Annotated in this window: 11 protein-coding genes; 7 read left to right on the forward strand and 4 right to left on the reverse strand. The window is 42.3% G+C overall.

From position 1 onward, the window contains the following. Positions 1 to 23 precede the first annotated feature (23 nt). The 3 genes from RT138_RS15215 to RT138_RS15225 all read right to left on the reverse strand — a co-directional run bounded on the left by RT138_RS15215 (position 24) and on the right by RT138_RS15225 (position 3,168). The gene (locus tag RT138_RS15215) at positions 24 to 1,349 is read right to left on the reverse strand and encodes an OmpA family protein (RefSeq protein WP_313191363.1); all 1,326 of its coding nucleotides are present in this window, start codon (positions 1,347 to 1,349) and stop codon (positions 24 to 26) included. A 106-nt stretch (positions 1,350 to 1,455) separates the two neighbouring features. Then, a complete protein-coding gene (locus RT138_RS15220) occupies positions 1,456 to 2,313 on the reverse strand; it encodes a universal stress protein (protein ID WP_313191364.1) in 858 nt (285 codons plus the stop codon). Between the two features lie 15 nt (positions 2,314 to 2,328). Continuing rightward, complete coding sequence (locus tag RT138_RS15225; RefSeq protein ID WP_313191365.1) at positions 2,329 to 3,168, reverse strand: universal stress protein; 840 nt, start codon at positions 3,166 to 3,168, stop codon at positions 2,329 to 2,331. Positions 3,169 to 3,302: 134 nt separating this feature from the next. Between RT138_RS15225 and alaS the strand changes: the two genes are divergently transcribed. From alaS to RT138_RS15250, 5 genes are all read left to right on the forward strand, one after another. Next, the gene (gene alaS, locus RT138_RS15230; RefSeq protein WP_313191366.1) at positions 3,303 to 5,918 is read left to right on the forward strand and encodes an alanine--tRNA ligase; all 2,616 of its coding nucleotides are present in this window, start codon (positions 3,303 to 3,305) and stop codon (positions 5,916 to 5,918) included. Between the two features lie 5 nt (positions 5,919 to 5,923). Beyond that, a complete protein-coding gene (locus RT138_RS15235; RefSeq protein WP_313191367.1) occupies positions 5,924 to 7,030 on the forward strand; it encodes a TlpA disulfide reductase family protein in 1,107 nt (368 codons plus the stop codon). 100 nt (positions 7,031 to 7,130) lie between these two features. Next, entirely contained in the window at positions 7,131 to 7,823 is a 693-nt protein-coding gene (locus RT138_RS15240) for a response regulator transcription factor (RefSeq protein ID WP_185213517.1), read from the forward strand. 129 nt (positions 7,824 to 7,952) lie between these two features. Then, positions 7,953 to 9,794, forward strand: coding sequence for a glutamine--fructose-6-phosphate transaminase (isomerizing) (gene glmS, locus RT138_RS15245; RefSeq protein ID WP_312698084.1), 1,842 nt, complete (start codon positions 7,953 to 7,955; stop codon positions 9,792 to 9,794). Between the two features lie 4 nt (positions 9,795 to 9,798). Then, the gene (locus RT138_RS15250) at positions 9,799 to 11,952 is read left to right on the forward strand and encodes a DUF4954 family protein (protein ID WP_313191368.1); all 2,154 of its coding nucleotides are present in this window, start codon (positions 9,799 to 9,801) and stop codon (positions 11,950 to 11,952) included. 65 nt (positions 11,953 to 12,017) lie between these two features. Here the strand turns inward: RT138_RS15250 and RT138_RS15255 are convergent, their stop codons facing one another. Beyond that, entirely contained in the window at positions 12,018 to 13,415 is a 1,398-nt protein-coding gene (locus RT138_RS15255) for a DUF1080 domain-containing protein (RefSeq protein WP_313191369.1), read from the reverse strand. Between the two features lie 121 nt (positions 13,416 to 13,536). Between RT138_RS15255 and RT138_RS15260 the strand changes: the two genes are divergently transcribed. Beyond that, entirely contained in the window at positions 13,537 to 14,952 is a 1,416-nt protein-coding gene (locus tag RT138_RS15260) for a Gfo/Idh/MocA family oxidoreductase (RefSeq protein ID WP_313191370.1), read from the forward strand. A 27-nt stretch (positions 14,953 to 14,979) separates the two neighbouring features. Beyond that, positions 14,980 to 15,999 (forward strand): DUF1080 domain-containing protein, encoded by a 1,020-nt coding sequence (locus RT138_RS15265; RefSeq protein ID WP_313191371.1) that lies wholly within the window; start codon positions 14,980 to 14,982, stop codon positions 15,997 to 15,999. Positions 16,000 to 16,482: the final 483 nt, after the last annotated feature.

Here is a 16,482-nt window from a genome sequence, read left to right on the forward strand (position 1 = left end):
GTTTAGCTTAATGCAAGTTATTCCTAGAATAAGGTAAATTCAACACGTCTGTTCAACTGACGACCTTCTGGCGTACTGTTGGTAGCGATAGGTTGGTTAGGACCATAACCTGTAGCTTCGATACGTGATGCATTGGCACCTTTAGATACTAAATAAGCTTTAACTGATTCTGCACGTTCTTTTGACAAACGTAAGTTCAATTGAAGTGAACCGGTGTTGTCGGTGTGACCGGCAAGTTTTAAGCTGAAGTTTTTCTCGATCAATAAAGCTGCAACTCTATTCAATGATTCGTAAGATGAAGGGCGGATGGTAGCTTTGCTCAAGTCGAATTCCAAGTTTTTGATAGCCTCATCAACAACTTTTCTATCTTCTTCAGTCACTACGATTTTCTCAACAACCTTAGTCTCGTGTTTAGCTTCTGGTAGTGGACATCCTGAACCGTCAACTTTAGTTCCTGCAGGAGTATCTGGACATTTGTCAAATTTGTTAGCAACACCGTCGCCATCGCTATCTTCTAGGCCAGCATTGATTTCATCCATGTTGGACTGTAATTTTTCATTTGCAGCAACCAATGCATCACGCTCCGCTTTTAACTCATCATATCTTGCAGCCATCGTTGCGACAGGGTTTGAGTTTCCAAGGTAAGGTTTGCTTCCATCACCCAATGCAACCTCTAAACCAGCATGTGCATAGGAGAACAGGTCGTTTTTGTATTGACCGCCACGAACTCCATCAAAGTTTTGGTTTGCCCAGTTCAACTGGTAACCCAAGTCGATGTTGATTCCTTTTGCTACTGCGAATTTAAAACCAGCGTCAACTGGAACGAAAAGTTTTGTTTGAGATTCTGCAGTAGTTGAAGTTTCTCCTGTTTTGGTAGTAGTTTCGAAACTCAATGCACCCACACCCACTGCGAAGTAAGGTTTAATGATGCTGTTGAAGAACCTCCAGTTTGTATTCGCCATCGTGAACTCCCCAGAAAGGGCAGCTGACCAAGGCATTTTAGTTTCAAACTCGGTAATTGCTGCGCCAGCAGTTTCATTGACACCTCCTACTTTACCGCCCATATATTGAGCTTTAATTCCGAAAGATGGGGAGATTTGGTTCTTAACATACGCAGAGTAACCTACGTTGTGGTTTAATTTATCGAATCCAGCTCTGTTGAAGCCGAAAATGTTTGATTGATTAAGGACGCCTGCGTTTACTCCGATCGACCAAGTTCTGTACTGGGTAGTTGGACCTAAAGTAGTCGTGCCTTCAACGGTAGCTGTGTTGGTTTGAGCGAAAGTAGCAGAAGAGATTAAAACAGCAGCAGCTAATGCGCTAACTTTTTTAAAGTAAAGTGTTTTCATAATATTATATGCTTTTATGCCAAAGGCATGGCAAATTTGTTGCCAAAACAACTTGTTTTGGCAACTCAGCCTAAAATATCATGATTTTGTAGTGAAAAACCTATAATTATGCCTTCAATACCCTAGCGAAGAACGTTGGAATCTGGATGTTAAAAGCCATTTTTTTGATGACATTGGACTCAGTCAATTGCCTGAAGACACTTTTCTTGCTTTTTGTCAAGATCAGGATGTCCGCCTGTTCATCCAATAGGACGGAAGTGATTGCCTGTGCAACAGTTTCTTTCTGGCGCATGAACAAGGTCTGTGGTTTGATGATATAGGAGATGTCAGAAATACCTAGTTCGCTTTCGATTCTGTCGATCCAAACCTTAAAATCTGCATCAATATCTTTAATAGGTCTGTCGTTGGTATTCACGTGGATCAATATCAGTCTGTAATCGGCTTTGAACAATGGAGCTGCCTGTTGTAAAGCAGTAAGTTCAGCTTCCTTGAAATTACAAAGCAAGGCTATACTGTCTTTTTTAAAGACCGTTGAGGTTTCTGGAACCGCCAATACCGGTGTGGTGGTATTTAATATGGTATCATAGGTATTGCTGCCGATAAATACAGCATCTAACCCGGAAGCACCATGAGTACCCATGACAACGGCATCATAGGCAGTAGCATTGGTGACTGCTTTGATTTCATCGTAAAGATTACCATCCTTAAATATGCTATTCAGCTTCACATTTGGGAATTCTTGCTGATACTTGGCAAGGGTATCTACCATGTTTTGTTCAGCCTCAGGAACTCTAGGGTCGTTCAATGGAGTTTCTCCTTTCACATTGGCATAGGTGTTCGAATGCGAAGAGAACACGTGGATCAAATCGATTTCTTGTCCTCCTTGTTGAGCGACCTGACAAGCGTAATGGATGGCGTTGTCAGAATTCTCTGAGAAGTCAATAGGTATAAGTAATTTGCTCATGCTGTATAGTTTTATTTATATTTTGTCGAAAAAAGCTGGTTTATCAAGTTCCAAAGCTAAGGCTTTGGAAACAGAACTTTTAAATAACCTTTCGAAGAATGTTTTTCTACTAGGTGTGATCAAAATGATCTGCGGATCCACCTCGGAGATAACTTTACTGACAACCTCTGGTACTGAATCCAATTCGATATCATCTTTGTTGATAGATTCTGCAATGGTGTTGACCTGTTGGATGGAACCCATCTCGCGGATATTGAAGGCCCAGGAATCGAGGTCGTCCTTGATGTTTTCGGGTTTTTGGCTTTCCTTGAACACATGGATCAAGGTCAGGTCATGGGGAACCCCGATAATATCCTGGAATTCCTTTAAGGTATCCAATTCAGCAGCTTTGAAGTTGGTCAATAGGGATACATGCTGTATGGCGAATTGGAATGGCTGGTTCGGGATAACAACGACAGGGACTTCAGATTTTGAGGCCACCGCTACGGTTGTACTTCCGTAGTAAATGGATTTCAACTGGCTTTCGCCTGATGCACCCATTACGATCATGGCATATTTTCCAGATTGAGAAAGCTCAGTCAGTTTGTCTATGATCAAACCTCTGGAGCATTCGATGCTGATATGCAGTGTGGGATACTTTACGAGTAGCTTCGTCTGCAATTCTTGTATCTTCTGATCAGCCAAAAGGCCAGTGCCATTGGGTTCTTCAGAAGCATTTTCTCCTACTGAGCTAGAAGTGTAGCAATGTAATAGGTGGATGTTGTGTTCTTTTTCCTGTGCAAGTTGGCAAGCATAATCTGCAGCAAACCCAGCATTTTCAGAAAAATCAGTAGGGACAATAATTGTCATCTTCATGAATTATTTTGTTGTGTGTTTTTACAGAGATAAATTTAGGAAAAATATGCGTCATATTAATAAAAATTGGTTTGAATGGCGAGTTTACTCATCAAATTTGAGTAAGTTTGCAGCTAAAATTAGACACGAATTAAATGACTAGTAGAGATATACGTCAAGCCTTTTTAGATTTTTTCAAAAGTAAAGGACATCAAATTGTTCCATCGGCACCAGTTGTAGTGAAGAATGACCCTACATTGATGTTTACCAATGCGGGGATGAACCAATTCAAAGAATTGTTTTTAGGAGAAGCTGTCGCCAAATTCCCAAGAGTAGCCGATACCCAGCGTTGTCTACGTGTTTCCGGAAAACATAATGACCTAGAAGAGGTAGGGATTGATACCTATCACCATACCCTTTTTGAGATGCTTGGTAACTGGTCTTTTGGTGATTACTTTAAGAAAGAAGCCATTGAATGGGCTTGGGAGCTATTGACTGAGGTGTTGAAATTAGACAAGGATTGTCTTTATGTGACGATTTTTGAGGGTGATGTTACCGAAGGCTTGCAACAAGATGAGGAAGCCTTTAACCTATGGAAGGCATTGATTCCGGAAGATCGTATCCTATTGGGTAACAAGAAGGATAATTTCTGGGAAATGGGTGATACAGGTCCTTGTGGTCCCTGTTCTGAAATCCATTACGATATGCGTTCGGATGAAGAGCGTGCTCAGGTGAATGGTCAGGACTTGGTCAACATGGACGATCCTCAGGTGATCGAGATCTGGAACCTTGTATTTATGCAGTTCAACAGGTTAAAAGACGGAAGCTTGGTGTCCCTGCCTGCAAAGCATGTGGATACAGGGATGGGCTTTGAACGCTTGGTGCGTGCCATCCAAGGTAAATCTTCCAACTATGATACGGATGTATTCCAGCCATTGATTCAATTTATCGCAAATAAATCGGGTATTGCTTACGGAGCCGATGAGAAGACGGATATTGCCATGCGTGTGCTGTCTGATCATATCAGGGCTGTAAGTTTTGCCATCGCTGATGGGCAGTTGCCATCAAATAATAAAGCGGGTTATGTGATCCGCAGGATTTTGAGACGTGCTGTCCGTTATGCCTATACCTTCTTGCATTTCAGGACTCCTTTTATCCATGAGCTTGTTCCGGTATTGGCGGAGCAGTTCAAAGGGGTGTTCGATGAACTGTACCAACAGCAGGATTTCGTAGAAAAGGTGATCCTGGAGGAAGAGGTTTCCTTTTTGAGGACCTTGACCCAAGGGATCCAGCGTTTTGAAACCTATTCAGCAGACCATGAGGCCATAGACGGAGAATTCGCATTCGAACTGTTCGATACCTTTGGTTTCCCAATCGACCTGACCGAATTATTGGCTAGGGAAAAGGGGATGACCGTGGATATGCACGGCTTCCAACAGGCATTGTTGGCCCAAAAGGAAAGATCGAGAGCTGCAACTGCTGTGGATACTGGGGATTGGGTCCTTGTAAATGATGAAGCGGAGAGTGAATTTGTAGGTTATGATAATTTAACGGCGACCACAGAGATCTTAAAATATAGAAAGGTTTCTAGCAAGGGTAAAGATCAATACCAATTGGTACTTGCTGAAACGCCATTCTATGCAGAAGGTGGTGGTCAGGTCGGAGATAAAGGATATTTACGTTCTTTGGATAACAATGAAAAGGTTAGCATCCTGGATACAAAGAAAGAGAACGGACTTTTCATACACTTTGTCAATCAACTTCCTGCTGTCCTGAGCGGAGAGTTTGAAGCGGTTGTTGATGTGAAGAAAAGAAAGGATACCGAAGCCAATCACTCTGCCACGCACTTGTTGCATGCTGCTTTGAAGCAAGTATTGGGTGAGCATGTGAACCAAAAAGGTTCATTGGTTTCTCCGGATGTACTGCGTTTTGACTTTTCGCACTTCGCAAAGTTGACCTATGAGGAAATCAAACAGATTGAGGACATCGTGAATGCGAAGATCCGCCAAGATGTACCTTTGAAGGAAGAGCGTAATGTTCCGTTCCAAAAAGCTATCGATTCGGGTGTTACAGCCCTATTCGGAGAGAAGTATGGCGACCATGTCCGTGTGATCACCTTTGATGATTCCTATTCTAAGGAGCTGTGTGGTGGTACGCACGTTGCAGCAACAGGCCAGATCGGTTTCTTCAAGATCCTTTCGGAATCTGCAGTTGCGGCTGGAGTGAGAAGGATTGAAGCGATTACCGGTACCCGTTCGGAGCAGGTGATCCGTGAGCACTTTGAATTGCTGGATAACCTTAAGGAGCTATTGAACAATCCTAAGGACTTTGTTTCTGCTCTTTCAAAAACATTGGATGAGAACAATGCCTTGAAAAAGGAGATTGAGAACTACGTGAAAGAGAAGTCCCAAGGACTGAAAAATGATATCGAGAAGAAATTGGAAAAAGTTGGCGATATCAACTATGTCGCTACGATCGTTGATCTTCCAAGTGTGGATGCGGTGAAGACTTTGGCTTACACCCTGAAGGGGGCAATAAATAACCTTTATGCCGTATTAGGGGCCGTGATTGATGGAAAACCAAGCATTACGGTCATGATCTCTGATGACCTGGCAAAAGAAAAAGGCATGCACGCAGGTAACATCGTTCGCGATTTGGCTAAGGAAATCCAAGGTGGCGGCGGTGGCCAGCCTTTCTTTGCGACAGCAGGTGGTAAGGATGCTTCTGGATTGGAGAGAGCGATTTCAAAATCAAGAGAGTTTATTAAATAAGAAAAATGAAAAAGTTTGCAGTATATATTGGATTAGTGGGGATGTTATCCACTGGTTTGTCTTCATGTTCAAATTCTGATACCATTCAGGTTGGCGGTGTGATCGAGAATCCAGGGAATGTGAAAGTTGTCAGCTTCTATGAGGGTGAACAGAAATTAGATTCAACATTTATTGCGGATGGCAACCGTTTCAAGTTTGAAAGACCGGCGACGCAAGAGAGGCTATTGACCTTGGCCGTGGGCAATAATAGGTATCCTATTATCCTGGAACCTGGTAAGGCCGTGGAATTCAATGTCAATTTGCAGAATCCCGACCAGTACGAAGTGAAGGGTTCGGAGCTTTCTCAGAAGTTGAAGGACTTTGCAGTGCAGAAGTCTAGGATTGATTTCGTTCGGGACTCCTTGCAACAGGCCTTTTCAAGTGCTACCACTGCTTTAGATGCCAATGGTATCCAAAATCTACGATCGGAGATGTTGATGAAGTTCGAGCCATTCTTTAAGAACTACATCGCTGAGGCGGTTTCATTTGCCCAAAAGAACAATGACTTGGCTGGTTTTTATGTGATGAGCACTTTGGATCCCGAGATGGCCGAACCGGAATTGATTGCCTATGCCGATCGAATCAAAGCAGAGTTCCCAAACAATCGTTATGTGAATGAGTTCAAGACTGAGGTTGATAAACTTAGAAAGCTGGCTGTAGGTCAAGCTGCTCCCGAAATCTTGGCTTATACACCAGATAATAAAACCGTTAAACTTTCAGACTATAAAGGCAAATATGTTTTGGTAGACTTCTGGGCGTCATGGTGCATGCCTTGCCGCGAGGAGAACCCTAACATCGTCAAACAATACAATAGCTTCAAAGACCATAATTTTACTGTTCTAGGTGTTTCCTTAGATAACAATCCAGGCTCCTGGATGCGTGCAATACAGGACGACAAATTAGAATGGACGAATATCTCAGACCTTCAGGCATGGAGCTCTCCATTGATTATTGATTATTCCATCAAAGGTATCCCGGCATCTTATCTCTTAGATGAACAAGGGGTTATCATTGCTAAGAATTTGAGGGGAAAGCAATTAGAAGATTTTTTAACGAAAACCTTAAAAAAATAAGAATCAATTGTTAAGTCTATTTTAAGGCTTAACAATTTCATAACTTTTGGGTAACTTTATTTTATAATTAAGTATATACCTTAGCAAAAAAACAGCTTATATGGCCAATAATCAAAAGATTCTTGTGGTTGATGATGAGTCCGACATTGTTGAACTCATTTCATACAATTTAACTAAGGAAGGTTACCAAGTATATACCGCTTCTAATGGGAAAGAAGCTATTAAAGTTGCCAAAGAGGTTTTTCCAGACCTTATTATCCTTGATGTCATGATGCCGGAGATGGATGGTATTGAAGCCTGTCGTTTGATGCGCTCGATGCCTGAGTTCAAGCAGATCTTCATGGTATTCTTGACAGCAAGAAGTGAGGAGTATTCCGAAATCGCTGGTTTCCATGTAGGAGCTGACGATTATATTGCCAAACCTATTAAGCCAAGGGCTTTAATGAGCCGTATCAATGCAATCTTAAGAAGAAATACTACGGAGGTTATTGATGATCAGGTAACTGATAAACTTGAGATCTCAGACCTGGTAATTGATAGGGATTCCTTCTTGGTATTCCGTGGGGATGAGAAATTTGTACTGGCGAAAAAAGAATTTGAATTGCTATACCTGTTAGCCTCAAAACCAAATAAAGTATTCACAAGGGAGCAGATCCTGAAAGCGATCTGGGAAGATTCCGTAGTCGTGACCAATAGGACGATCGACGTGCATATCCGAAAACTTCGAGAAAAGATCGGGGACAGCTATGTGACTACAGTCAAGGGAGTTGGCTACAAGTTTGAACTAGAATAAAGAAATTTTAATTACAAACCGGACCAGATTGGTTCGGTTTTTGTTTTTAAGAGCCCGCAATCGTTTGCACTAATAAATTTTATATATTTACTCAAGATTTTAAAACTTAAATTAAAACGAGAAAAACATATGTGTGGAATTGTCGGTTATACCGGAACGCGCCAAGCTTATCCCATTGTGATAGACGGCTTAAAGAAATTAGAGTACAGAGGATACGATAGTGCTGGTATAGCACTTCAACAAGGAGATTCCTTAAAAGTTTACAAGAAAGCAGGTAAAGTTGCAGCTTTAGAAGAATTTGTTGGAGACCAATCCACAGCTGGCACTACAGGAATTGGTCATACCCGCTGGGCTACCCATGGCGAACCTTCAGATCGAAATGCTCACCCCCATGTTTCCAAATCTGGAAAACTTGCCATGATCCATAACGGAATCATCGAGAACTATGCCCAACTAAAAAACGAACTTACTAAAGAAGGATACGAATTTAAATCCGATACGGATTCCGAGGTCCTACTTAACTTCATTGAAGACATACAAGAAAAAAATGAATGCGGTCTTGAAGAGGCAATCCGCATTGCCCTAAAAAGGGTGACCGGTGCCTATGTGATCTTGTTGATCGCTGCTGACCAACCTGATACCATTATTGCTGCCCGTAAGGGAAGCCCATTGGTGATCGGTATTGGAAAGAATGAACATTTCTTGGGTTCTGATGCTTCACCTATGTTGGCTTATACCAAAGAGGTGGTCTATATCAATGATTATGAGTTGGCCATCGTAAAGCCTGATGAATTGATTTTGAAAAACCTTGGTAATGAAATCATCACTCCATTTGTTCAGAAGCTGGATCTTGAATTAGCAGCTATTGAAAAAGGTGGTTATGATCACTTCATGTTAAAAGAGATCTTTGAACAACCTACTACCATTGCTGATTCATTAAGAGGTCGATTGATCTTGAACGAACATAGGATTATCCTGAGTGGGGTAGATGCCATCCAAGATAAGTTGGCGAATGCTCGCAGGATTATTATTGTGGCCTGTGGTACCAGTTGGCATGCCGGTTTGGTGGCAGAGTATGTAATCGAGGAATTATGCCGTGTAAACGTTGAGGTGGAATACGCTTCGGAATTCAGATACCGTAATCCGGTTATCAGTTCAGACGATGTGATCATCGCGATTTCTCAGAGTGGTGAAACGGCCGATACCTTGGTTGCCCTAGAACGTGCTAAGGAACAAGGCGCAACAATCTTTGGTATTGTCAATGTGGTTGGTTCTTCGATCGCGCGTATCTCGCATGCTGGTTGTTATACCCATGCAGGTCCAGAGATCGGTGTAGCCAGTACAAAGGCATATACTGCACAGCTTGCTGTTTTGATGCTGTTTGCATTGAAATTGGCAAAAGCTAGGGGAACTATCTCAGACGAGCGTTTTGATGAGCTTTGTCAAGAATTGCACGATGTTCCAGAGAAGGTTCAATGGGTATTGGAAAATGAGGTTGACAATATCAAAGCCATTGCTTACAAATACAAAGATGCTCGCGATGTACTTTATTTAGGTCGTGGATATAATTTCCCAACAGCTCTAGAAGGCGCATTAAAATTGAAGGAAATTTCCTATATCCATGCAGAAGGTTATCCAGCTGCGGAAATGAAACATGGTCCAATTGCGTTGGTTGATGAGGAATTGCCAGTAGTTTTCATTGCGAGTAAGGATGCTTACCATGAGAAGATCGTAAGTAATATCCAAGAAATTAAAGCTAGAAAAGGGATGGTGATCTCCGTAATGACGGAAGGAGATGAAGTTACTCCGACCATTTCAAATGATGTCATGGTTGTTCCAGAGGCTGATGAAGTTATTGCTCCTTTATTGACGGTGGTTCCATTGCAACTATTGTCGTACTATATCGGAGTGTACCGTGGTTTAGATGTTGATAAACCAAGGAACTTAGCTAAATCAGTAACTGTGGAATAATATCATGGGATACATAATAAAGATACCATTAAATCGGATTGGGTATGATTTCATACCCGCCGATTATCTACCAAAGGGAAAAGACGAGTACTACCTTCGTTTTGAACAAAACAAATCCAACAAGCAATATAGAAATCTGACCGAGGAGGAGATCCGCATCCTCGAGCTCAATCATAATGAATCTACCGATTGGAATGATGTGCTCGTTACGGATAAATTTCTTCCGAAACAGATCAAAAGATCCAAATTCTTTGGTTTGGTCAGGATTGGCGATATGGAAGAGGTCTACCTTGAATATCGCGATATCCGCTTGCCGGTCGGGATCTATAACTCCCAGATCATTTCATGTGACCTAGGGGACTGTGTGGCCTTGCATCAGGTCCGTTATATTGCCCATTTCATTGTAGGGAACGAGGTCATCTTGCTCAATGTGAATGAAATGGAGACCAGCTCGAATGCAAAATTCGGGAATGGAATCTTAAAGGTCGGTGATCCGGACAAGAGCAGGATCTTTTTGGAGCTCTGCAATGAGAATGGAGGCCGTTCGGTACTTCCATTTGATGGCATGCAAGCTGCCGATGTCTATCTATGGACACGCAACAGACAAGATAAAGAATTACAGCAACGCTTTTTTGATATCACCAATGAAAAATTCAATGATATCAGAGGCTACTATAGTGAAATCGGTGATCGTACCGTCATCAAGAACTCCCATACCTTCAAAAACGTTAAGATCGGTTCAGATGCCTATATCAAGGGGATCTCTAAACTGAAAAACGTAACGATCAATTCCACCGCTGAGGCCTATACCCAGATTGGTGAGGGTTGTGAGCTGGTCAACGGGATCATTGGCTATGGCTGTAGGGTATTCTATGGCGTGAAGGCAGTACGTTTTATCCTATCATCTTATTCGCAGCTGAAATATGGCGCCAGATTGATCAACTCTTTCTTGGGTGACAATTCTACCATTTCCTGCTGTGAGGTCCTTAATTCGCTTATTTTCCCTGCGCATGAGCAGCACCATAACAATTCATTCTTATGTGCAGCCTTGATCAAAGGACAAAGTAATATGGCGGCGGGAGCTACGGTTGGTTCCAACCATAACTCAAGAGGTGCGGATGGCGAGATTATCGCAGGTCGAGGCTTTTGGCCAGGGCTGTGTGTGAGCTTAAAGCATAATTCCAGGTTTGCATCCTATACCCTTATCGTAAAAGGCGATTTCCTGCATGAACTGGATATCAAATTCCCGTTTTCTTTGGTGAGCAATGATGTTACCCATGACCGCTTGATTATCGTTCCGGGCTATTGGTTTATGTACAATATGTATGCGTTGATGCGTAACACCAATAAATTCATCAGTCGTGATAAGCGTTCCTTCAAGAACCAATATTTCGAATATGATATCTTGGCTCCAGACACGGTGAATGAGATATTTACGGGAATCAAGGAGATTGAACATGCAGTCAGCAAATCCTTGAATACCGATAAGCCTGCAACCTGGCTGGACAATAAAGACAAAGCTGCCGAGGAGATCTTCCTGGACAATGCGGAGTTCTCTAAACGCAAAGTTGTGTTATTGAAGCCAAAAGAAGCTTATCAGTTATTTAAGAAGTTAGTACGCTATTATGCGGTCTGCCAGGTATTGGAACATGTAGATCCGAATGATTTCAACAAGACTATACAGGGCATGATCAACGCAGGATTGAAAAGAGAGGAATTTGAGAACGTAGGTAGCCAATTGGTTCCAGTTACCAAATTGGACCAGCTGCTACAGGACTTAAAAGACAAGAAAATTAACTCTTGGGATGAAATGCATAAAAACTACCATCACTTGAGTGATGCTTATATCCAAGATAAATTAAAGCATAGTTTAGCTTCATTACAAGAGGTTACTGAAACAGATACAGCTGAATGGAACGCTGATTTCTGGAACAAACTTTTTGATGAGGCCTTGGAAACCAAGAAATGGATCTGTGATGAAATCTATAATTCCAGAAGCAAGGATTACCACAATCCTTTCCGTTTAATGGTTTATGAGAACGAGGAAGAGATGAATGAAGTGGTAGGTCGATTGGAAGACAATAGTTTTATCAATCAGCAAAGTGCCGAATTCGAGGGATTCCAAAACAAAGTCAAAGAATTTAAAGCGCAATTCTAGCATAAAGCATAAAAAGGGAAAGGACCGAAATACATTCGGTCCTTTCCCTTTTTCTATATTATTTTCTATAATTCTTTAATCTTGATGCTCCTGAACGCAACGGCGTCCCCATGGTCTTGCAGTAGGATATGGCCTTGTTCAGCCTCTCCAAATTTCTCCCAGTCCTTGTACTTACTTCCAGCCACCAGTTTCCTGAAATCTTCCGAGCCTCTCACAAAATCCAACATCTTGAAGCCATTGAGGTAATAGGTGACATGATTGTCTGGAGTAACCACAATTCTGCCGCGGTTCCATTCCCCAATTGGTTTTCTAGGTCTTGGATTGCGATCCGAAGTAATCAGGTCATATAAGGAAGCCAAGGTACGATTGCCATCTTTTCCCAATTTTGCATCGGGATGCAATTCATCATCCAAGATCTGATATTCCGGGCCGATAGCAGATCCAGCTGTCTTTTCATCCAGGGTGACAAAGTATTTCACACCCGAGTTGGCTCCTGGACTCAATTTAAAATCAAAGGAAAGGTCAAAAGCCTTGTACTGTTTATCCGTTACGATGTCGCCACCATTGGTCGATTCAGCACCATCCGATTTCTGTACTTCAATCAAGCCGTTTTCGATCTTCCAACCTTTTTCTGGAAACTTATCGCCACGAGCGCTATGCCAGCCTTGGCTGTCCTTACCATTGAAGAGTAAGCTATATCCGGCTGCCTTTTCGGCTTCTGAAAGATCATTGGCACGGGTATTAACCACGAAAACATCCTTAGGGAATTCTTGAGGCTTCAGGTCTTTCGTCTGTATGCGGATATTCTTAAAGTAAACTTTCTTACCATCCAATGAATCCGGGATCGCATGCACCTGTAATGCAATAAATCCTGAATCATCCAAACTGTCTATCACAAAGGCAGCAGGAACACCGTTCACCCAAGTTCTGGTCTCATTGCCGATGGCTTCGATCCTGTAATGGTTATAGTCATTCGGTTTATAAGCAGTCTTTGCGTTGGAGTTTAGGTCCAATGGGTAAAGCCATTCCCTCCGGCCTTCATCATAGATTCCTCCGGTCCAAGCTCTGTCGGTAGGGTCGATGTCCATCTGGCGGCCATAGACCTTTCCGGCACCATTATTGGCTGTTGAATCAAAATGGCTCCTGGTCTGCACACCAGAATTGGTTGTGCTGCCTTCCAGTTTAACCTCCAACTCCAATATAAAATCGCCATATTCCTTATCGGTTACCAAAAAGGAATTTGGCAAACCCTTCGTCATTACTCCAACGATCGCATCATCTTCAACATGATAATCTGCCTTTCCAGCCAAAGGTTTCCAGCCGGTCAGGTCCTTACCATTGAACAGATTTTCCCAGCCATCCGCATTTTTGTTCGCTTGTTGGCAGGAAATAGTCAATGAACCCAATAGAAGAAGTCCGAATGTGCCTTTAAAAACAGATCTCAAATAGGTATTTCTCATCATAATATGTCTTTATTGTAACAGGTTTATGGATTAATGTCCAATAAGGTGACTGAAATTAGGAATTTTTTTTAATTTTAAGCTAATCATACATGTAACATTCGTAAACCTAAACATATTACAGATGAATCATTATTTTTCGAGAAGAAGTTTTTTAAAGAAATCCATTATTGCGGGTGGAGCCTTGACGATGGCAAGCAGTCCATTGGGAAATATCTTGATGGCCAAGCCAAATGAAAGGGTCAACCTAGCGGCGATCGGGATTGGGAATAGAGGTGGGGAAATCCTGATGGATCTATATAAAACGGGTTTATGTAATATTGTTGCGCTATGTGATGTGGATATGGGGGCTAAACATACGGAAGCTGCCATCAAGCAATTTCCAGATGTTCCACGTTTTCAGGACTTCCGCCAGATGTTCGATAAGATGGGAAACCAGATCGATGCGGTGACGGTCGGAGTTCCTGATTTTTCCCATTTCCCGATTACCATGATGGCTTTGGACCTGGGGAAACATGTCTATGTAGAGAAACCTATGGCGCGTACCTTTTTAGAGGTAGAGCTGATGATGGAAAAAGCTAAGAAGAACCCAAAAGTGGCGACCCAGATGGGAAACCAAGGCCATTCCGATGCCAATTACTTCCAGTATAAGGCATGGACCGAGGCGGGGATCATCAAAGAAGTCACCCAGATCGTCGGTCACATGAATATGCCGCGCAGATGGCATGGATGGGATGTCAACATCAAGAATTTCCCACCTGCAGAACCCATTCCTAGCACGATCGATTGGGATCTATGGCAAATGCAGACCATGGGGCATAATTACAACAAAGATTTTGTGAATGGGCAATGGCGCTGCTGGTTCGATTTCGGGATGGGAGCCTTAGGCGATTGGGGCGCACATATCCTTGATACCTCCCATGAATTCCTGAAATTGGGCTTACCGACCGAGGTAGGGGCAGAGATGCTGGAAGGACATAATTCCTTCTTCTTCCCGATGTCTTCCACCTTGAAATTCAGCTTCCCTAAACGCAGGGGGATGCCAGCCTTGGATATTATGTGGTATGATGGTATCAATAACCTGCCTCCAATTCCGGAAGGCTATGGCGTATCCGGTCTAGACCCGAATATTCCGCCACCAAGCACCGGTAACCTGGAGCCAGCCAAATTAAACCCGGGTAAGATCATTTACGGAAAAGACCTGACCTTTAAGGGCGGTTCACATGGCAGTACTTTATCTATCATTCCAGAACAGAAGGCAAAGGATATCGCGAATAAACTTCCAGAAGTTCCGGCATCACCTTCCAATCACTTTGCAAACTTCCTGAAGGCCTGCAAAGGGGAGGAGAAGACGCGTTCACCGTTTGAAATCGCTGGACCGTTGAGCCAAGTTTTCTGCCTTGGCGTGATCGCGCAGCGCTTGAACGGAAAATTTAAGTTCGATCCTGTTAAAAAAGAGATTACAAATGATAAATTTGCAAATGCACTCTTGATCGGACCTCCGCCTAGAACCGGGTTCGAACAATACTATAAAGTATAAAATAATAATCAATCAAATACATTAAAGATGATCAAACAATTTGCTTACGGTTTAGCTTTCACCAGTATGCTTGGATTAGGCTTGACTTCGTGCCAAAACGGTACCCAGGATAAAGCAGACAATCAAGACAAAAAAGAAGAAGTGGAACACAACCCTGCATCTCAAACTATCCCAGAAGAATCTAAGGACCTATTGGGTCGTTGGGATTTGAACGTTGACAAGAATGGTACACAGGTGCCTTCCTGGATTGAAATCAAATTATCTGGATTCACTACTTTGGTAGGGTACTGGGTAGGAGATAGCGGCAGTAGCAGACCCATCTCCCATATCAAGCTTCAAGACGGAAAGTTCTCCTTCGCTATCCCACCACAATGGGAAGGTGGCACTGGAGATATCACGATTGAAGGTGAATTGGCAGGTGCTGAAATCAAAGGTACTATTACTAACAATAACGGTGAGAAATATACTTTCACGGGAACAAAAGCACCTTATCTGAACCGCACGGCAGAACCAACTTGGGGCAAACCGATGGAATTGTTCAATGGAAAGGACCTGACCGGTTGGAAACCATCGAACGACAAGAACAAATGGGTCGTTAAAGATGGTATCTTGACCAATGAAGATGCCGGTGCTAACCTGATCACTGAAAAATCTTTCGAGGACTTTAAATTGAACCTAGAATTCAAGTATCCTGAAGGCAGTAACTCTGGTGTTTACCTAAGAGGTCGTTACGAGGTTCAGATCGAAGACTCACCAAAAGATAGACATCCCGGCAACCTTTATTTCGGTGCTATCTACGGTTTCTTGACCCCGAATGCAATGGTGACCAATGGCCCTAACGAATGGAACAATATGGAGATCACGCTAGTAGGTCGTTTGGTATCTGTTGCTATCAACGGTAAAACGGTAATTGACAAACAGGAAATCCCTGGAATTACCGGTGGTGCACTTGATTCAAAAGAAGGCGAACCAGGACCACTTTATATACAAGGTGACCATGGTCCGATTGAATTTAGAAAAATTACGATTACGGAAGGGGTTAAATAGTATAAAGTATTTAGTATTTAGTATTTAGACTTGTTGGGTCTCTATTAAGTGCTAAAGAAAAATGGTATTTAGACCTAGGTCTGTTACATAGTCTGAAAATATATTTATTAAGGAGCGTGCTAGCATTAGCAGGCTCCTTTTTTGGTTGTTGGGCGTTGGATAGAATTTTGGCTGAACAATCTTTGAATTTGGGGAGATTTTGGGATTATTTATGGGGTCTTATTCGAGACTCATTTGAGGCATATTCAGAAAAACTCGAACTGGCTAAAATTTTATTCAGGTCATATTCGAATATTCCTCGAACCATCCTCGAATATGCCTCGAATGAAGTCCATTAAAATGCTTGGAAAAATTGGGTTGTGTTGGATAGAATTATTACGTTCAAAAGCGAATTGCTCAAACAGTATTTTGTATCTTTTGTTGTTAATATAGGCATTGCACATGCTTGCCTTAAATTCGAAAAATGATGAAAACTATACCTTT

This window comes from Sphingobacterium sp. (genome assembly GCF_032065005.1).
Taxonomy (GTDB): Bacteria; Bacteroidota; Bacteroidia; order Sphingobacteriales; family Sphingobacteriaceae; genus Sphingobacterium.